A 17,852-nucleotide genomic window follows, 5' to 3' on the forward strand; every position below is an offset into this window, starting at 1 on the left:
CAAGGAGCGGCGAGTGAACAGGCTCGAGGAGCGGCGAGTGAATAGGCGCGAGGAGCGACAGATGACCAGGCACGAGGAGCGGTAGATGAAGACGATCGTGCACATGATGCGTCACGGCGAGGTCTACAACCCGGACGGCATCCTCTACGGCCGGCTCCCCGGCTTCCGTCTGTCCGACGTCGGGCGTGCGCAGGCGCAGACCGTCGCCGACGTCCTCGCCGACCACGACATCGCCGCCGTCTTCGCCTCGCCGCTGCAGCGCGCACAGGAGACCGCCACCCCGATCGCCGCCTCGCACGGCCTGGAGATCATCACCAACGACGACCTGATCGAGTCGGAGAACCAGTTCGAGGGCCTGAAGGTGGGCGACGCGATCGCCAAACCCCGGCATTGGGCGAAGCTGCGCAACCCGATGACGCCCTCCTGGGGTGAGCCGTACCTGCACATCGCGCACCGCATGCTGGCGGCCGCGAACCTGGCCCGGGACACCGCCGAAGGCCACGAGGTGGTGTGCGTCAGCCACCAGCTGCCGGTCTACACGCTGCGCCGCTTCCTGGAGGGCAAGCGCCTCTGGCACGATCCGCGCCTGCGCCAGTGTTCGCTGGCGTCGCTGACCAGCCTCATCTATTCCGGCGACGAGCTCGTCGACATCGTCTACTCCGAGCCGGCCGGCGCATCGGATCCGTCGGTGACGGGGGCGTGAGCGGCATGCGGATCCGATCGGCTGTGGCCGCGGCGATGCTCGCCGCCGTCGCGGTGGGAACCTCCGCCTGCGGCACCGGTGACGACGCCGTCGTGCAGGGTCAGGGCAACCAGATCGTGGCGCCCGGCGGCAAGACCGTGCTGGAGTACGCGCCCGCCGACCGTAAGCCGATCGGGCAGGTGTCCGGCGAGAACGTGCTCGGCGACGGGACCGTCGACGTGAACGCCTACCGCGGCCAGGTGGTGGTCGTGAACGTGTGGGCCTCCTGGTGTGCGCCGTGCCGCAAGGAGTTCTCCGAACTGCAGAAGACCTTCGACGAGACCAAGGACAAGGGCGTCCAGTTCGTCGGCATCGACTTCCGCGACGTCCAGGGCAGCGCCCAGGACTTCATCCGCGACCGCGGCGTCACCTATCCGTCGATCTTCGACTATGGCGGGCGCACCCTGTCCGCGCTGGGCGTGCCGGTCGGCGCCGTGCCCACCACCGTCATCCTCGACCGTGAACTGCGGCCGGCCGTCGTCTATCTGAAGGCGATCGACGAGCAGGAGCTCAGCGCGGCCGTACAGCGCGTCGCCGCCGAAGGAGCCGGCACACCGCAATGACCTTCGCCGCCGGATCGGTGCCGCTCGCCAGCGTCGCCGACACCTTCTCGAACACCGTCTCCACCGGGCCGCTGCTGCTCGGCATGGCGGTGTGCGTGCTGGTCGGCATGATCTCGTTCGCATCGCCGTGCGTGGTGCCGCTGGTCCCCGGCTACCTGTCGTATCTGGCGGGTCTGGTCGGTGCCGAAGCGCCGGCCGTCAGCCCGGACGAGCCGGCCAAGAAGGGACGCCTGCGCGTGATGGGCGCCGCCGCGTTGTTCGTCGCCGGATTCACCGTCGTCTACGTCCTCGCCACCGCCGCCGTCCTGGGTGCCACCCATCTGTTCCTCGATCAGCATCGGATGGAGCTGATGCAGAGGATCGGCGGCGTGGTCACCATCGCGATGGGCCTGGTGTTCCTCGGCATGATCCCGTTCCTGCAGCGGGACCTGCGGTTCTCGCCGCGACGCATCTCCAACTGGATCGGGGCGCCCCTCCTGGGCGCGGTGTTCGCGGTCGGCTGGATCCCGTGCAGCAGCGCCACCCTCGGCGCGGTACTCGTGGTGGCCGCCAACACCGACGGCATGACCGCCTGGCGCGGCGTGCTGCTGGTGATCGCCTACTGCATCGGGCTCGGCGTGCCGTTCGTCCTGCTGGCGTTCGGATCGGCCTGGGCGCTGCGGAGCCTCGGCTTCCTGCGCCGTAACGCCCGCACCATCCAGATCGTCGGCGGTGTGCTGATGATCGTGGTCGGTGTGCTTCTGCTGTTCGGCGTGTGGAACGATTTCGTCGACTGGATCCGCATGCATCTGGTCTCCGATGTGGAGCTGCCCGTATGACCACCGTCTCGCCCGCCCAGCGCTGGCTGCTCCGACCGTTGCGCCGGTTCTGGCACGAACTGACCTCTATGCGCACCGCGCTGGCGCTGCTCTTCCTGCTCGCGCTCGCCGCGATCCCCGGCGCCCTGCTGCCGCAGCGTGAGCTCAACGAGTCCAAGACCGAGAAGTACATCGCCGACCACGGCACCATCGGCGTCTGGATGGATCGTCTCGGCTTCTTCCGGGTGTTCTCGTCCGGATGGTTCACCGCGATCTATCTGCTGCTGTTCATCTCGCTGATCGGCTGCCTGACGCCACGCATCTGGGAGTACTTCCAGCAGCTGCGCGGCAAGCCGGTTCCGGCACCGCGCAATCTGGCCCGCATGCCGCGGCACATCAGCGAGACCGTCGACGGCGCACCGGAGGAGCTCGCCACCCGCATCACCGGCAACCTGCGTGGCTGGCGCACCATGACCCGGGTCGTCGAACCGTCCGAGCGGTACCCGGAGGGCGCGGTCGAGGTGTCCGCCGAGAAGGGCTACCTGCGCGAGTTCGGCAACCTGGTGTTCCACTTCGCACTGCTGTCGATGCTGGTCACCATCGCGCTCGGCAAACTGTGGGGCTACGAGGGCAGCCGCACGCTGATCGCCGGCGACGACCAGGTGCTCTGCAACACCTCGACGGCCGTCTACGACAGCTTCCGTTCCGGCGCGATGGTCGACGGCACCCGGCTGGCGCCGTTCTGCTTCCGCGTCGACGACTTCGAGGCGAAGTTCCTGCCCAACGGCCAGCCCGACATGTACACCGCGAAGGTGGCCTACACGAAGGACGTCGACGCCCCGGAGAACACCTGGACCGAGCGGGATGTGCGCGTGAACGATCCGCTCCGCATCTCCGGTGCCCGCGTCTACGTGCTGGGCAACGGTTTCGCACCGACGTTCACCGTCACCTTCCCGAACGGGGAGAAGCGCACCCAGACCTCGCCGTACCTGCCGCAGGACACGCAGACCTTCCTGTCCGAGGGCGCCATGCGCTTCGACACCCCGGCCGGCATGTACCCGAACGAGGACGACCGCCGCAAGCACCAGATCGCCATCGACGGCCTGTTCGCGCCGGATCCGTTGCTGCACGGCACGCTCCTGGCGTCGCAGTCGCCGGTGCCGCACGACCCGGCCGTCGCCATCCGCGTCTACGAGGGCGACACCGGCCTGGACACCGGCCGCGCCCAGAACGTCTTCTCGCTGGACCGCGACCTCATCGATCAGGGGCGCCTGGTGCGCAAGGCATCGGTCAACCTGAACGTCGGTCAGACGACCACGCTGCCGGACGGCACCGTCGTCTCGTTCGACGGATACAAGCGGTGGGTGTCGGTGCAGGTGTCGCACGACCCGGCGCAGGGCGGTGTGCTGGTGTCGGCGATCGTCATGCTGGCCGGTCTGCTGACCTCACTGGTGATCCGTCGTCGCCGCATCTGGGCCCGGCTGGTGCCGGAGACGCCGACCACGCGGGATGGCTCCGCCGAGGGTCAACGACGTACTGTAGTGGAGGTGGCCGGACTGGCCCGGACCGATCAGGCCGGCTGGGGAGAGGGCTTCGACGAACAGGCTCATGCACTGCTCGACGAGGACTCGCGACGCCACCGCGGACGTCTCTGACGCCCCCGAGGAACTTCAAGTAAGGAACGCACAGCGTGAACACCGGATTGAGCGATTACGTCAACGAAGATCTGGGTCGGTGGTCGGACCTGTTGTTCGGCACCGCGATCGGTATCTACGTCGTCGCCATGCTGCTGTTCCTGACGGCGCTGGCCGGAGCGCGCGGCCGCGCGCTGCCGGAGACGGCCGCGGAGAAGGAACTGGTCGCCGCGGGCGCCGGGAGCGCAGCGCGCGGCCGGTCGACGGCGCTGGGAGACCGTACGCCGGGCCGAGTGGCCGGACCGCAGGCCAAGCGGCCCCTGGGCGACCGCCTCTCGGCCATGGCCTACCCGGTGGTGTGGGTCGGCTTCGCCGCACACGTCGCATCGATCGTGGTGCGCGGCATCGCCACCGACCGTGCACCCTGGGGCAACATGTACGAGTTCATCTCGCTGACCTGCGCCGCCTGCATGCTCGCCGCCCTGTTCTTCCTGCGCAAACCCGCCCAGCGTCCGCTGCTGGGCATCGTGCTCATCCCCGTCGCGCTGCTCATGTTCATCGCGGGAAAGTGGCTCTACGCCACCGCGGCCCCGGTGGTGCCGGCACTCAAGTCCTACTGGCTGCTCATCCACGTGTCGATCATCTCGACGGGCAGCGGTGTTCTGCTGGTGTCCGGCGTCGCCAGCATCCTGTACCTGATCAAGGTGCGCTGGGGTGCGACGGCCGCCGCGCACGAAGCCGAGGACGAGACCGCCACCGGCTTCTCGCCCGCCGTCATCGGACGCCGCATCGTCGACCATCTTCCGTCGGCGGACAGCCTCGATCGGCTCGCCTACAAGTGCGTGGTCGTCGGCTTCCCGCTGTTCGGTCTGGGCATCGTGTTCGGTGCCATCTGGGCGGAGAGCTCGTGGGGCCGCTTCTGGGGGTGGGATCCGAAGGAGACGGTCAGCTTCATCGCCTGGATCATCTTCGCCGCCTACCTGCACGCCCGCGCGACCGCCGGCTGGCGCAACGCCGCCGCCTGGGTCAACGTCGCCGGCTTCGTGGCGCTGATGTTCAACCTGTTCGCCATCAATCTGGTGGTGTCCGGCCTGCACTCCTACGCCGGCCTGTAAGCCTCACCCGCTCATTGAGCTCAACCCTCGCTCATTGAGCTCGTCGAAATGAACCACGGGACGACTGTGTCCCGTCACTGAAGGAGAAGAATGAAGAACGTCGGAGTCATCGGCGGCGGCACCATGGGTGCCGGCATCGCCGAGGTCGTCGCCAAGTCCGGTTCGAACGTGCGCGTGCTCGAGCGCGCCGAGGCCGTCGACGCCGCGCAGGAGCGGATCGCCACCAGCCTCGCCCGCGGTGTGAAGGCCGGCAAGCTGAGCGAAGAGGATTCCAAGGCCGCCCTCGACCGCGTCACCGTCACGACCGATATCGAGTCGTTCTCCGACTGCGAGCTGGTGGTCGAGGCGATGCCGGAGATCGAGTCGCTGAAGCTGGAGTACTTCCACAAGCTCGACGAGATCGTCAGCCCGGACGCGATCCTGGCCACCAACACGTCGTCGATCCCGGTGATCCGGCTGGCCAACGCGACCAAGCACCCCGAGCGCGTGCTGGGCATGCACTTCTTCAACCCGGTGCCGGTGATGAACCTCGTCGAGATCGTCACCACGCTCAAGGTCGATCCGGCGGTGGTCGAGAAGGTCAAGACCTACGCCTCGGAGACGCTCGGCAAGAAGACCATCGAGTCGAAGGACCAGGCGGGCTTCATCGTCAACGCCCTGCTGGTGCCGTACCTGCTGAGTGCGATCCGCATGTACGAGACCGGCTTCGCCAGCGCCGAGGACATCGACGAGGGCATGGTCAACGGCTGCGGTCATCCGATGGGTCCGCTGCGTCTGGCCGACACCGTGGGTCTGGACGTGTGCCTGCCGATCGCCGAAAGCCTCTACGCGGAGTTCAGCGAGCCGCAGTACGCGCCGCCGGTGCTGCTGCGCCGCATGGTCGACGCCGGCTACTACGGCCGCAAGTCGGGTAAGGGCTTCTACGACTACACCAAGAAGTAGGCCCTCTCTCGCTTCGACAGGCTCAACGAGCGTCTGACGCTCCTTGAGCTTGTCGAAAGGAGACGCCCCCGCAGTTCACGCGAACTGCGGGGGCGTCTTTCTGGGTCACAGCTTGTCCAGGAACTCCGGATCGTCGTCCGGGCCGCGCGGCGCGTCGTGCCGGACGGCGGACGGGGTGGCCGACGATGAGCCGTAGGTGAGTCGCCAGCCGATCCAGACGATGGCCAGCAGAATCACGAACGCGAAGAGATACGCCATGCCTCCACGGTACTCGCGGAGGACGATCGGGAGTCTGGGCTCAGCGGTTGAGGAGGGCGACGACGTCGGCCTCGCGGAAGCGGCGGTGGCCTCCGGGCGTGCGGATCGAAGGCAGCACGCCGGTGGTGGCCCACCGGGCGACCGTCTTCGGATTCACGTTGAACATCTCGGCGACCTGGCCCGGGGTCAGGCTGTGCTGGCGAGCCAGGCTCGGGGTGATGGGCTCGGAGAGAGTCATCGTTCCTCCAGTGGGGTAGTGGACTGTTCTTACTGACTCCTGGATACACCTCGAACCCCCAGGTGCTCGAATGGTCAGTAAACGGTAAAGAGTCGGTAATGTCCGGTTGGCGCCGGTTCGGAGCGGGGATTTCGCCGGTTCGACCACCGCTTATTGGCACAAACCGTACGATTTGTGCCATGTCTTCCGGTCCAGCCACCGCGTATAGGGTGAGCACCATGACTGAGGATCGCACCGAGACCACGCCCACCGCGTCGGTCGGCTCCCTGATCGGCTGGCTCGCCGCCTACACCGTCGTCCGTCTCGGCCTGGTGGTCGCGATCGCCGCCGCCATCATCGGCGTCGGACTGCTGTTCGGTGTGAAGGTGCCGATCCTGATCGCCGCCGTCTTCGGCGTCCTGATCGCCCTGCCGATCGGCATGGTCGCGTTCAAGGGTCTGCGCAACAAGGTCAACGAGCAGATCGCCGGCGTCGATGCGCAGCGCGCCGCCCGCCGTGACGACCTCCACGCTCGGCTGCGCGGCGACGACGAGTAGGCCCACGTGCCCGTCGTCGAGGCGACCGACCTGGTCCGCGAATATCAGATGGGCACCGAGCGCGTCCGTGCGCTCGACGGCGCCAGCCTCACCATCGACGGCGGCCAGTTCGTCTCGGTCATCGGGCCCTCGGGCGCCGGCAAGTCCACACTGCTGCACATCCTCGGCGCACTGGACACCCCCACGTCGGGCCGGATCGTCGTCGACGGTGTCGACCTGTCGTCCCTGAACGACGACCAGGCCTCCGAATTCCGGCGGCACCGGGTCGGCTTCATCTTCCAGTTCTTCAACCTCGTCCCGACGCTCTCGGCCTGGGAGAACGTCGCGCTGCCGATGCTGCTCGACTCGAAATCGCTGGCGAAGGCCAAGCCGCGCGCCGTGGAACTGCTCGATCGGGTCGGCCTGGGCAACCGGATCGACCACTGTCCCTCGGAACTGTCCGGCGGACAGATGCAGCGCATCGCCATCGCCCGGTCGCTCATCATGTCGCCGAAGATCCTGCTGGCCGACGAACCCACCGGCAACCTCGACTCCAAGACCGGCCAGGACGTCCTGCAGCTGCTGGCCGACGTCGCACACGACGAACCCGACCGGCTGGTGCTGATGGTGACGCACGACAACGGTGCCGCCTCCTTCTGTGATCGCGTCATCACCGTCCGTGACGGCAAGGTCCTCGACGGTGGTGCGCGGCCGGCGCAGCCGTTGCCGGCCGTGCACCCGCAGCCGGATCGGGCGCCGATGACGCCCGGGCCGATGGCGCCCGCGCCGATCCGTGCGCCGCAGCCCGCCCAGCACGTCCCGGGCGCCAGATGGATGACCGGGCCGCTGCCCTCGTCCGGCGACTCCGGACGGCACCGGGCCGAATGATCCGGGCGGGACTGACCCGGGTCCGGGTCCTCAACCTGCGTGAGCTGTCGAGTCACCGGCTGCGCGTGGTCACCTCGCTGATCGTGATCGTCGTGGCGTCCGGACTCTTGATCGCGGTGCTCGGTGCGTACGGCTCGATGAGCGACACGGTCAGCAAGTTCAATCGTGCGATCTCGGGTTCGGCCACCCTCGAGGTGGCCGCGGTCGCCGACACCGGAATCGACGACTCGCTGGTCGGGGAGGTCCGCTCGGCGGCGACGGACGCTAAATCGGTGGTGCCTCTGGTGCGCGGCTCGATCCTGGTGAACGGTGAGTCGACGACGCTCCTGGGCTCGGACATGCGGGTGACCGCACTGTCCCCGCAACTGCGATCCGCGGTGGCGGCGTCGGGCGGATCGCTCGGCGCCGACGATCTGCAGGACGGGATCATCGCCGGCGCGGGCACGGGTCTGCGCGAGGGCCAGCAACTGACCGTCAGCGGCGTCGACGTGCGCGTCCTGCGGGTCGTCGACGATGCGGACACCAGAGTCCTCAACGGCGGTCGCTTCGTGTTCGCGTACCTGCAGCTGGCGCAGCAGCTCACCGGGCTCGACGGCGCCGTCGACTCGATCCTCATCGTCCCCAAGCCCGGCGCCGATGCGGCGGCGCTGCGCGGCGAGGTGGAGAAAGCCGTCGACGGCCGGGCCGCCGTGGTCGATCCGGACTTCCGGGTGAAGCAGGCCGAGGTCGCCAGCGCGGTGACCCGTGATTCGACGCTGCTGGTGTCGCTGGTCTCGTTGATCATCGCGGCGTTCCTCGTGTTCAACACCATGAACATGGCGGTGGCATCGCGGCGCCAGTCGCTCGCGATGATCCGCGCACTCGGCGCCCGGCGGCGTCACCTGGTCGGCGACCTGCTGGCCGAGGCCGGCGTCTTCGGTCTGGTGGGCGGCCTGCTCGGTGTGCCGGTCGGGATCCTGGCCGGCCGCTGGGCCGTCGGACGGTTGCCCAGCGCGGTCGGATCGACGCCCATCGAGGTGTCGTACAGCCTTCCCGCGTACGCGGCGCCGTTGACCGTCGCCGCCTGCATCCTGGCGTGTGTGGCCGCCACCGCGCTCGCCGCGCGATCGGTGTTCGCCGTCGAGCCGGTCGAGGCGATGGTGCCCGGCGAGGCGGCCGACGCCGCGCCGCCGTCACGGCTGCTGCGGTGGTCGCTGGCCGGTATCGGCACCGCGATGGTGATCGGCGCGTTCCTGATGCCGCAGTTCATCCAAGGGCAGGCCGCACTGCTGGCGGGCGCCGTCTACTCGCTCGGCGGCCTGCTGCTGTGCTTCGGGCTCATCACCGTGCTGGTGACCGCCGTCGTCGTGGTGTCCCGCTGGTTCCGGGGTCCGGGCCGGCTGGCCGCGGTCAACAGCGAACGCGCACCCCGCCGAGTGTGGGCGACGGTGATGACGGTGGCCGTCGCGATCGCCGTGGGCGTCGGCATCTCGGGCGCGCTGAACAACATGATCGGTTCCATCGGCCGCTCCCTCGACGGTCTGTCCGACCCCGACCTGTACGTGTCGTCCCGGTCGGCCGAAGACATCCCGGTCGGTCCGGTCCTGAACCCGGACATCGCCTCCCAGGTCGAGAAGGTGCCGGGCGTGGCACGTGTGACGGGCGGGCAGTGGGCCTCGGTGAACCTGGGTGACGCCCGCGCCATGCTGCAGGGGCTGGAGCCGGACGCCGCCGCACCGTTCATGCGCAAAGCCAGTCCCGAAGCGGTGAAGCAGACCCTCGACGGCGACGGGATCCTGATCTCTCGCGTGCTGGCCCGGACGCTCGGGGTGAAGGTGGGAGACACCATCCGCCTCGCCACCCCCACCGGCTATCACGAGGTGGTGGTCCGCGACACCGTCAACTACGTGACCATCGATTCCGGGACCGCCGCGATCTCGGTCGACCGGATGGCGGACTGGTTCAAACGACCGGGGGAGACCTACCTGCAGGTGTTCCTGGACCCGGGCGCCGATCGCGCCGCGGTCACCCGGGCGATCACCGCGATCGCCGACAGGTATCCGGGTGCCGGGGACCGGCCGGTCTACGTCTACACCGGGCACGTGGCGTTGCAGGCGACGCAGAAGACCGTCCAGCAGGCGGGTGCGTTCACGGTGGCCATCCAATGGATCGTGGCGGGCGCGGCGGCGATCGCCCTGCTGAACACCCTGCTGCTGTCCGTCCTGGAACGCCGCCGTGAGATCGGTGTGCTCCGGGCGATGGGCGCCTCCCGTCGCTTCGTGGTCGCGATGGTGCTCGCCGAGGCCGGGTCGGTGGCGGTCGTCGGCGCCGTGGTCGGTGTGGTGATGGGCTCGGGTCTGCACTACCTGTCTGACAAGATCCTCACCGAGGTCACCTCGATCGACATCCTGTATCGACCTCTGTGGTCCTCGGCGCTCTATGTCGCCGTCGCGGCGGCTCTCTGCCTGTTCGGAGCGCTCGTCCCGGCGTTGCGTGCGTCGCGGATGAACATCACCGAGTCGATCATCTCGGAGTAGAACGCCGGGAGACTGCTGGATTCGTGTTCGTGGTGAACACGTTCTCAGCACTCCTGTCGGCGGGCTCCGAAAAAAGTTGTCAAGAAATGTTGACAACGGTTGAATCGTCAACATAACCTGACATCATGCACGACGAAGAGGAGTTGACAGTGACTGAAGGAGATCAGGTCGCCGGAGCCGCCGCGAGCGGAGACCCGGCCGTAGGCCTGGCCGCCGTCCGCGCGCTGCGAACCCTGGCCGACCGCCTGGAAGACGTCCAGGTCGCCAACGCCCGCTCCCAAGGATGGAGCTGGCAGGCGATCGCCGACGTCCTGCAGCTCAGCCGGCAGGCCGTGCACCAGAAACACTCGTACCGCGAGATCCCACCGGAGAACCGCGGTGAATCGGCCCACAAGGCCGGAAAGGACGGAAACGATGTTTAACCGTTTCAACGCAGACGACCGCGTGGTGATGATGTTCGCCATGCAGGAGGCCGCAGACCTCGGACACCGGGGCCTCGGCAACGACCACCTGATCCTCGGCATGCTCGGCAACGCCCGCAGCCCGCTCTTCTCGCTGCTCGGCGAGCAGGGGCTGACCTTGGACAGCGCACGGGACACCGTGCGCGCCTTCCACGACGAGCACGCCGACGAACTGGCCGATGACGGCTCCGGATCGGCCACCGACCGCTACGACGAGGACCGCGAGGCACTCAAGAGCATCGGCATCGACCTGGACAAGGTGCGCGAGGCGGTCCGCGACCGCTTCGGCGAGGACATGACCGACGGCTGGGGCGAACGCCGCGGCCGGGGACGAGACGGACGGGGCCGCGGACGCGGTCACGGTCCCGACTGCGACGGGCCGCACGGCCGCCGGCACGGCGGTCCCGACGGGCGCCGTGGTGGCCCACAGGGCCGTGGCGGACGTCGCGGCGGTCCCGACCGTGAGGGCTTCGGTCCCCGCGGTTTCGGGCCGGGCGGCTTCGGGCCGGGCGATACCGGACAGGGATGGGGTCCCGGTGGCTTCGGCCCCGGCCCCGGCGCCGACGACGAGGGCCCGTGGGAGGGCGGCCGCGGCCGCCGCGGCCCGCGTGGCCGTCGCGGCGGACCCCGCATGAGCGGTTCCGCCCGGGACGCTCTGCGCGCCGCCGTGGGATACGCCCGCGACCGCGGTGACCGCACCATCGTCCCCGAGTACGTGCTCCTGGGAATCCTGGACACCGACGACGCGGCCTCGCACGCCCTGATCGCCTCGGCCACCACGGCCGACGACCTGCGTGCCGCCGTCCTGGCGTCGTTGCCGGAGACCCCGGTCGACGCCTGACACCCCACGACACCGACCCCGCTGATCGACACGATCGGCGGGGTCGGCCGCATCCACCGCACGGATCGGGTCCGAAACGGGTGTAATGGGGCGCATGAAGCGAATCGTGATCTCTGTCGTCGGCGCTGCGGGCGCCGTCGCGCTGCTCGCCGGCTGCCACTCGGACAAGGGCGGTCTCTCCAAGTCGGAGAAGGATCAGGCCGCGACCACCGCGTGCCATGACGCCGTCCGCAGCCCCGGCGAGTTCGGCGGCCAGGACGTCAACCGCTACACGTGCACGGTCACCGTCAACGGCGACGGCACCACGAAGGTCAGCGCCGCCCACGTCGAGTGACGGGTCACCGCCGTCCGGCGAGGGTCGCGTAGGCGGTCCGGAGCTCGGTCAGCGGCGGAGTCCGCAGTTGCGCGAGCCGGGCGGCCTCGTCGATCCGGTCGACGGCCTCGGCGGCGCACTTCTTCACGGCGGCGTTCGGCGCCGCGGTCTTCGCGGCCGCGAGATACCGGCCGACGATGCCGGTCGACGAGATCGTCGCCACCGACGGCAACACGATCCGGCTGCCGTCGTCCAGGACGAGGGCGGGCCGGTAGGCGAACAACTGCGCGACGACGTCGCTCTGGGAGTCGGGGCCGACGGTGATCTCCATCCAGTCGGTCTCCCCGCCGTCGAGCGTGAAGTCCGACGGGGTGTTCACGACCCCCGGTTTCGGGGCGGGCTGCCCGTCGACGTCGGCGACGGGCAGCCGCACCGTGTAGACGGCGCCGATCCGCCCCGTGCCGGCCCTCGTGGTGGTGCCGCAGCGGTCGAGGCGCGTGGAGGCCAGCACGTCGACCTCGACGGAGGCGACGCTGAGCGGCTTGTCGCCGGTGTTCCTCAGGTCCACCTCGAGGGGAATCGTGCCGATCCGCCGCGGCCGGGCGTCCACGACCCGTCCACCCGGGTCGTATTCGCCGGTCACCTCGGTGGGCTCACCGAGCGACACCGTGGTCATGTCGATCCGAGTGGAGGACCGGACGCCCCACAACTGCCAGGCGGTGACGGATCCGAGGATCGTGAGGGTCGTCAGGACCAGCAGGATGGCCGCCGCCCGGCGTGGCCTGGACCGCGGGGCGATCGCCGGTATCCGATCGGTCGGCGCGTCGTCACGTCGACGACGTCCCGCTCCACCGGCCTCATGCCAGCAGGCTAACCCGTGGTCGAGCCGATCAGGCGAAGGCGAGGGCCACGCCGGTCGCGACGGACCAGGCGAGCATCGCCAGGCCGGTCACGGCGACCCCCGGGATCAGGGCGCGGCCCTGCGCCCCGCCCACCACCGGCCGGGCGGCGAGGACGGCGAGAGGCGCCGCGACCAGTCCGGCCAGCGCCCACCAGGTGGTGGCCGCCGCGATCGCGATCGTCGCCACGAACGGCAGGGCGACCAGGGCGGCGAACAGCAGCCGGGTGCGTCGGTCGCCGAGACGTACGGCCAGCGTGATCTTTCCGGACTCGGTGTCGGTGGGGATGTCTCGCAGATTGTTCGCGACCAGGACGGCGCTGGAGAAGCAGCCGACCGCGATCGCGCCCAGCAGTCCGGCGATGTCGATGTCGCCGGCGACCACGTATTCGGTGCCGAGCACCGCGATCAGACCGAAGAACACGAACACCGCGATCTCACCGAGGCCGGCGTAGCCGTACGGGCGCGATCCTCCGGTGTAGAACCAGGCTCCGAGGATGCAGACCGCCCCGACCACGAGGAGCCACCACGCGGTGGTCGCCGCCAGCACCAGGCCCACCACGCCGGCGACACCGAGCGCACCGAAGGCGGCCGCTTTCACCGCGCCGGCGCTCGCCGCTCCGGAACCCACGAGGCGCATCGGGCCGACGCGATCGTCGTCGGTGCCGCGGACACCGTCGGAGTAGTCGTTGGCGAAGTTCACGCCGATGATCAGCGAGACGGAGACGACCAGGGCGAGCGCGGCCTTCCACCACACCGGGTCGCCGAGCCGCACCGCCGCACCGGTGCCGACGACCACCGGTGCGATCGCGTTCGGGAAGGTGCGCGGGCGTGCGCCCTGAATCCATTCATTCATGGTTGCCACGCCGTCGATCTTTCCACCGCGCCCGCGGCCGTCGGCGACGGGTCACCCAAGTCGTTGGCTGAGCCGGGGCGACGGCGGAGCGCAGCGACGAGCGAATCACGTCGTTGGTTGAGCCGGGCCGACGGCGGAGCGCAGCGACGACGACGTCCCGTGTCGAAACCACCCCGTCCGAAGCGGGTGCCGGTCGAGTGGGTCAGGCGTACGACGGAGCGAACGGCACCCAGGCCTGCGCCGACAGATGCTGCGCGGCGGTCTGTGCGTAGGCGCCGATCGCCGGCACCACGCGGCGGCGCAGCAGTTCGACCGCGGCGGCACCGTATTCACGGGCCCGGTGCAGTCCGCGCCGCGCCAACGACGTCAGCCGATGCGCCCACACGAACTCGGTGGACAGCACCGAGAGGCCGAGGAAGAACGTCACCCAGCCGGGGCCGGGGATCGGCAGCGGAATCATCGCCATCCCGGCCAGAACCATCACGCCGCCCACCACGCCGACGGCGATCCGGTAGGCGCGGTCAAGCATCGGCTGCTGCCGGATGCTGTACCGCTTCTTCCGGTGCCACACCTTCAGTCGCGTTCGTCGAGTGCTCATGGGTCCCTTCGCCTTGGCTTCAGGCTTTCAACGACGGTAACCGCGATCGAGTTCCCGCGCAGGATTCCCGGCAGGTGTGTTCCGCTGTGTCAGCGGCTGACGATCTCGGAGAGCACCCGCATGTCCTCGACCCGGTCCCGGTGATCGATCGCCGACGGGGCGCCGAGGATCACGCCCACCCCGGCCTTCTCGAACGCGTCCACCTGTTCGGCCACGAACGACCGCGGACCGATCAGACTCATCGCCTTCACCAGGTCGTCGGGGACGGCGGCGGCGGCCTCGTCCTTGCGGCCGTCCAGGTACAGGTCCTGGATCTCCTTGGCCTCGTCGACGTAGCCGTAGCGCTGCACCAGAGAGTTGTAGAAGTTCTTGCCCCGGGCCCCCATGCCGCCGATGTAGAGGGCCGCGTGATGGCGGACGATCGTCAGGGTGCGTTCGATCTCGTCGGCGTCCTCGGTGATCCGGACGGCAGTCTGCACCACGATCTTCAGATCGCCCAGCGACGGATCACGCTTGGCCTTGCCCTCGTCGAGCGACTCCCCGAATGCGGCCTGCACATGCTCGGGGTGGAAGAGGAACGGCTGGAACTCCTCGAACAGTTCGGCGGCCAGCGCCACGTTCTTCGGGCCGATCGCCGCCAGCAGCATCGGGATCCGGTCGCGCACCGGATGGTTGATGAGCTTCAACGGCTTACCCAGACCGCTGCCGCCGTCCTCCTTGGTGAGCGGCAGATGGTAATGCTTGCCCTGATATTCGAGCTTCTCGCGACGCCACACCTTGCGGCAGATGTCGGCGTGCTCGCGGGCCCGGCCCAACGGGAAGTCGTATTTGACGCCGTGGAAGCCCTCGATCACCTGGGGGCCGGAGGCGCCGATGCCGAGCACCGCGCGACCGCCACTGATGTAGTCGAGGCCGGCGGCCGTCATGGCCAGGTTCGTCGGCGTGCGCGAGTACATCGGGAGGATGCCGGTCTGCAGCTCCATCGTCCGGGTCTTGGCGGCGATGTAGCCGAGCTGGGAAACCGCGTCGAAGCTGTAGGCCTCCGGGACGGTGATGCGCTGCACGCCCACGTCCTCGAAATCGGTGAGGTTGTCGATGGTCTCGCGGAAGTCACCTGCGTAGTTGATCGGCATGCCAAGCGTCGTCATGGCGCCGATTCTGCCAGCGGGCCCGCCGCAGTGGTGAGTGCACCCTCATCACGTCCGGCGTTCACCGCCGGTTCACCTGCCGGTGGTCCTCGGTTCTCCACCGCCGGCGAAGGTCCGCCGACTTCGCGGTGAACTTTCCGTGAACGAGCCTGGATGGTCGGTAAACTCGCAGGTCACGTGGCAAATCGCGGCGTATTGCAGAATTTCCGAATCGACCGGTCCCTGGTCATAGTGATCGCCATGAGTGCAGAGATGCTGATCCTCGTGCTGCTGATCGTGACGGCGCTGGGATTCGACTTCACCAACGGCTTTCACGACACCGGCAATGCCATGGCGACCTCGATCGCGACCGGGGCCCTCAAGCCCAAGGTCGCCGTCGCGATCGCCGGCGTCCTGAACCTGGTCGGCGCGTTCCTTTCCGTCGAGGTCGCCACCACAGTCACCAAGGACGTGCTGAAGCTGCCGACCGATCCGACACAGCTCGCGACGGATGTCGGCGGACCGATCACCGCGCTGACGCTGATCTCGGCCGGCCTGGTGGGCGCCATCATCTGGAACCTGCTCACCTGGCTGCTCGGCCTGCCGTCCAGCTCCTCGCACGCCCTCTTCGGCGGCCTGATCGGCGCCGGCCTGGCCGCCAGCGTCGCCATCAACTGGAACGGTGTCGTCGGTAAGGTGATCGTCCCGGCCCTCCTGGCCCCGGTCATCGCCGGCCTGGTCGCCGCCATCGGCACCATGCTGATCTACGCCATCACCAACGTGATCGCGGAAAGCAAGAAGGAGAAGGGCTTCCGCGCCGGCCAGGTGGCCACCGCCTCGCTCGTCTCGCTCGCCCACGGCACCGGCGACGCACAGAAGACCATGGGCGTGATCGCCCTGGCCCTGATCGTCACCGGCCACCTCAGCCCCGACATCGAGGCCAACGGCCTGCCGTTCTGGGTCATCGCCTCCTGTGCGATCGCGATCGCCCTGGGCACCTACCTGGGTGGCTGGCGCATCATCCGCACCCTGGGCAAGGGCCTGGTCGAGATCAGCGCCCCGCAGGGTATGGCCGCCGAGGCCGCGTCCGCGTCGATCATCCTGACCTCGTCGGCCGCCGGCATGGCGCTGTCGACCACCCACGTGGCCACCGGCTCCATCCTGGGCACCGGCCTGGGCCGCAAGGGCGCCGAGGTCCGCTGGGCCGTCGCCGGCCGCATGGCTCTGGCATGGATCACGACGCTGCCCGCCGCCGCCATCGTCGGTGCGCTCAGCTACTTCATCGCCCACATCATCGGCGGTGCCGCCGGCGCGATCACCCTGTTCGTGATCCTCGCCATCCTGTCGGGCTTCATGTACTGGCGCGCCCAGCAGCAGAAGGTCGACGCGAGCAACGTCAACGCCGAGTGGGACGACGAGACCCATTCGCCGGTCTCCGCGGAACTCCGCAACCCGACCGACGAACAGCCCAAGCAGCAGGCCTGAGCCGAACCCCCGAAAGGCACACAGAACAATGTTCGGAATCGACTTCGCACAGATCGGCGAGTCCATCGCCCGTGTCCTGGCCGTCGGCCTGATCCTCGGTGCCGGCCTGCCCGCACTCTTCGCCGTCGGCATGCGCCTGGTGTCGGAGGGTGAAGGCGACGTGGACGCCCAGACGGGTGTCGCGCACAAGAAGAGCCCGGCCCTCACCGCCGTCGGCTACCTCCTGTACGCGTTCGTCGCGCTGGTCATCCTCGCCGGAATCCTGTGGATCACCCGCCAGACCCTGTTCCATCACTTCGGCTGGCAGATCTTCCCGAAGAGCACCTACAAGTAGTCCGTTCACCAGACGCACAGAAGGCTCACACTCGTGAACATCATCGACAACATCGTCTCCTGGATCCGCAAGGGATACCCGGAAGGCATCCCGCCCACCGACTACCCGCCGCTGTTCGCACTGCTCACCCCGGTGCTCGACGATTCGCAGATCACCGACGTGGTCCTGGCGCTGGCCCTGAACCGGGACGACGGCGAGCCCACCACCCGCGACAACGTGGCCGAGGCCATCAAGAACGTCACCCAGACGCATCCGTCGCAGGACGAGATCAACCAGGTGGCCGCCCGGCTGGCCGCGGCCGGCTGGCCGTTGGACAACCACCTCGCCGAGCGCAGCTAGCGCGGCGAGGGACGGGGGTCCGCACCGATGACGGCGTTCAGTCTGCAGGCCATCGTCAACTGGTTGCGGACGGGCTACCCGAACGGGGTGCCCGAGCACGACTACCAGCCGCTGTTCGCTCTGCTCCGCCGACAGCTGTCGGAGGACGAGGTCGGTGAGGTCGCCGGACGGCTGAGCATCGCGACACCGTCCGACGCGGCGGTCGACCGGGTGGATACCGGGGTCGCCATCACGCGGGTCACCGACGAGACTCCACTCGACCGCGACGTGGCCCGGGTGCGCGCTAGGCTCGAGGAGGCGGGCTGGCCGTTCGACGACGTGCCGCTCGATCCCGCCGATCATCCGGCCGCGCGCGACGCGGCATCCGACGAGGAGGACCTCTGAGCCGCGTT

At 68.9% G+C, this 17,852-nt stretch carries 21 protein-coding genes and 1 pseudogene; 16 read left to right on the plus strand and 6 right to left on the minus strand.

The window, feature by feature from the left end; genetic code table 11:
- Nucleotides 1-85 precede the first annotated feature (85 nt).
- From QM774_RS13140 to QM774_RS13165, 6 genes are all read left to right on the plus strand, one after another.
- Complete coding sequence (locus QM774_RS13140; RefSeq protein WP_414976300.1) at nucleotides 86-703, plus strand: histidine phosphatase family protein; 618 nt, start codon at nucleotides 86-88, stop codon at nucleotides 701-703.
- A gap of 5 nt (nucleotides 704-708) precedes the next feature.
- The gene (locus QM774_RS13145) at nucleotides 709-1,305 is read left to right on the plus strand and encodes a TlpA family protein disulfide reductase (RefSeq protein WP_414976301.1); all 597 of its coding nucleotides are present in this window, start codon (nucleotides 709-711) and stop codon (nucleotides 1,303-1,305) included.
- A complete protein-coding gene (locus QM774_RS13150) occupies nucleotides 1,302-2,123 on the plus strand; it encodes a cytochrome c biogenesis CcdA family protein (RefSeq protein WP_414976302.1) in 822 nt (273 codons plus the stop codon). The genes QM774_RS13145 and QM774_RS13150 overlap by 4 nt, the downstream gene beginning before the upstream one ends.
- On the plus strand, nucleotides 2,120-3,757 hold the full coding sequence (locus QM774_RS13155) for a cytochrome c biogenesis protein ResB (RefSeq protein ID WP_414976303.1): 1,638 nt from the start codon (nucleotides 2,120-2,122) through the stop codon (nucleotides 3,755-3,757). The genes QM774_RS13150 and QM774_RS13155 overlap by 4 nt, the downstream gene beginning before the upstream one ends.
- Before the next feature lie 35 nt (nucleotides 3,758-3,792).
- Nucleotides 3,793-4,851, plus strand: coding sequence for a c-type cytochrome biogenesis protein CcsB (gene ccsB, locus QM774_RS13160; RefSeq protein ID WP_414976304.1), 1,059 nt, complete (start codon nucleotides 3,793-3,795; stop codon nucleotides 4,849-4,851).
- 90 nt (nucleotides 4,852-4,941) lie between these two features.
- Nucleotides 4,942-5,793: a 3-hydroxybutyryl-CoA dehydrogenase gene (locus tag QM774_RS13165; RefSeq protein WP_414976305.1), complete on the plus strand. Its 852-nt coding sequence runs from the start codon at nucleotides 4,942-4,944 to the stop codon at nucleotides 5,791-5,793.
- A gap of 105 nt (nucleotides 5,794-5,898) precedes the next feature.
- On the opposite strand, the gene QM774_RS13170 is transcribed toward QM774_RS13165, so the two are convergent.
- A complete protein-coding gene (locus QM774_RS13170) occupies nucleotides 5,899-6,051 on the minus strand; it encodes a hypothetical protein (protein ID WP_414976306.1) in 153 nt (50 codons plus the stop codon).
- A gap of 40 nt (nucleotides 6,052-6,091) precedes the next feature.
- The gene (locus QM774_RS13175) at nucleotides 6,092-6,289 is read right to left on the minus strand and encodes a BldC family transcriptional regulator (protein WP_414976307.1); all 198 of its coding nucleotides are present in this window, start codon (nucleotides 6,287-6,289) and stop codon (nucleotides 6,092-6,094) included.
- Nucleotides 6,290-6,507: 218 nt separating this feature from the next.
- On the opposite strand from QM774_RS13175, the gene QM774_RS13180 reads away from it, so the two are divergent.
- The 6 genes and pseudogenes from QM774_RS13180 (at nucleotide 6,508) to QM774_RS13205 (ending at nucleotide 11,844) form a co-directional block, all read left to right on the plus strand.
- Entirely contained in the window at nucleotides 6,508-6,825 is a 318-nt protein-coding gene (locus tag QM774_RS13180; protein WP_414976308.1) for a DUF4229 domain-containing protein, read from the plus strand.
- A 48-nt stretch (nucleotides 6,826-6,873) separates the two neighbouring features.
- Nucleotides 6,874-7,503: pseudogene (locus QM774_RS13185) on the plus strand (ABC transporter ATP-binding protein); the annotation flags it as partial.
- A 185-nt stretch (nucleotides 7,504-7,688) separates the two neighbouring features.
- Nucleotides 7,689-10,208, plus strand: a complete 2,520-nt coding sequence (locus QM774_RS13190; protein WP_414976309.1) for an ABC transporter permease — start codon at nucleotides 7,689-7,691, stop codon at nucleotides 10,206-10,208.
- Nucleotides 10,209-10,333: 125 nt separating this feature from the next.
- Nucleotides 10,334-10,630, plus strand: a complete 297-nt coding sequence (locus QM774_RS13195) for a helix-turn-helix domain-containing protein (protein ID WP_414976310.1) — start codon at nucleotides 10,334-10,336, stop codon at nucleotides 10,628-10,630.
- Nucleotides 10,623-11,510 (plus strand): Clp protease N-terminal domain-containing protein, encoded by an 888-nt coding sequence (locus QM774_RS13200; RefSeq protein ID WP_414976311.1) that lies wholly within the window; start codon nucleotides 10,623-10,625, stop codon nucleotides 11,508-11,510. The genes QM774_RS13195 and QM774_RS13200 overlap by 8 nt, the downstream gene beginning before the upstream one ends.
- Nucleotides 11,511-11,604: 94 nt before the next feature.
- Nucleotides 11,605-11,844: a hypothetical protein gene (locus QM774_RS13205; protein ID WP_414976312.1), complete on the plus strand. Its 240-nt coding sequence runs from the start codon at nucleotides 11,605-11,607 to the stop codon at nucleotides 11,842-11,844.
- Nucleotides 11,845-11,848: 4 nt separating this feature from the next.
- Here QM774_RS13205 and QM774_RS13210 read toward each other — a convergent pair whose 3' ends face one another.
- The 4 genes from QM774_RS13210 to QM774_RS13225 form a co-directional block, all read right to left on the minus strand.
- Nucleotides 11,849-12,499 (minus strand): hypothetical protein, encoded by a 651-nt coding sequence (locus QM774_RS13210; RefSeq protein ID WP_414976313.1) that lies wholly within the window; start codon nucleotides 12,497-12,499, stop codon nucleotides 11,849-11,851.
- 214 nt (nucleotides 12,500-12,713) lie between these two features.
- A complete protein-coding gene (locus QM774_RS13215) occupies nucleotides 12,714-13,586 on the minus strand; it encodes a 1,4-dihydroxy-2-naphthoate polyprenyltransferase (protein ID WP_414976314.1) in 873 nt (290 codons plus the stop codon).
- 193 nt (nucleotides 13,587-13,779) lie between these two features.
- Nucleotides 13,780-14,175 (minus strand): PGPGW domain-containing protein, encoded by a 396-nt coding sequence (locus QM774_RS13220; protein ID WP_414976315.1) that lies wholly within the window; start codon nucleotides 14,173-14,175, stop codon nucleotides 13,780-13,782.
- Between the two features lie 89 nt (nucleotides 14,176-14,264).
- Nucleotides 14,265-15,323 carry an LLM class F420-dependent oxidoreductase gene (locus tag QM774_RS13225; RefSeq protein ID WP_414976316.1) on the minus strand — a complete coding sequence of 353 codons (1,059 nt, stop codon included), beginning with the start codon at nucleotides 15,321-15,323 and terminating at the stop codon, nucleotides 14,265-14,267.
- A 240-nt stretch (nucleotides 15,324-15,563) separates the two neighbouring features.
- Here QM774_RS13225 and QM774_RS13230 point away from each other — a divergent pair, with 240 nt between their 5' ends.
- From QM774_RS13230 to QM774_RS13245, 4 genes are read left to right on the plus strand one after another with little or no spacing between them, the layout of a single operon-like run.
- Entirely contained in the window at nucleotides 15,564-16,787 is a 1,224-nt protein-coding gene (locus QM774_RS13230) for an inorganic phosphate transporter (RefSeq protein WP_414976317.1), read from the plus strand.
- Between the two features lie 28 nt (nucleotides 16,788-16,815).
- Nucleotides 16,816-17,121: a hypothetical protein gene (locus QM774_RS13235; RefSeq protein WP_414976318.1), complete on the plus strand. Its 306-nt coding sequence runs from the start codon at nucleotides 16,816-16,818 to the stop codon at nucleotides 17,119-17,121.
- A gap of 33 nt (nucleotides 17,122-17,154) precedes the next feature.
- A complete protein-coding gene (locus QM774_RS13240; protein WP_414976319.1) occupies nucleotides 17,155-17,460 on the plus strand; it encodes a DUF3349 domain-containing protein in 306 nt (101 codons plus the stop codon).
- Nucleotides 17,461-17,487: 27 nt separating this feature from the next.
- Complete coding sequence (locus QM774_RS13245; RefSeq protein WP_414976320.1) at nucleotides 17,488-17,844, plus strand: DUF3349 domain-containing protein; 357 nt, start codon at nucleotides 17,488-17,490, stop codon at nucleotides 17,842-17,844.
- Nucleotides 17,845-17,852 lie beyond the last annotated feature (8 nt).

The organism is Gordonia sp. (in: high G+C Gram-positive bacteria) (assembly GCF_047600565.1).
Lineage (GTDB): Bacteria > Actinomycetota > Actinomycetes > Mycobacteriales > Mycobacteriaceae > Gordonia.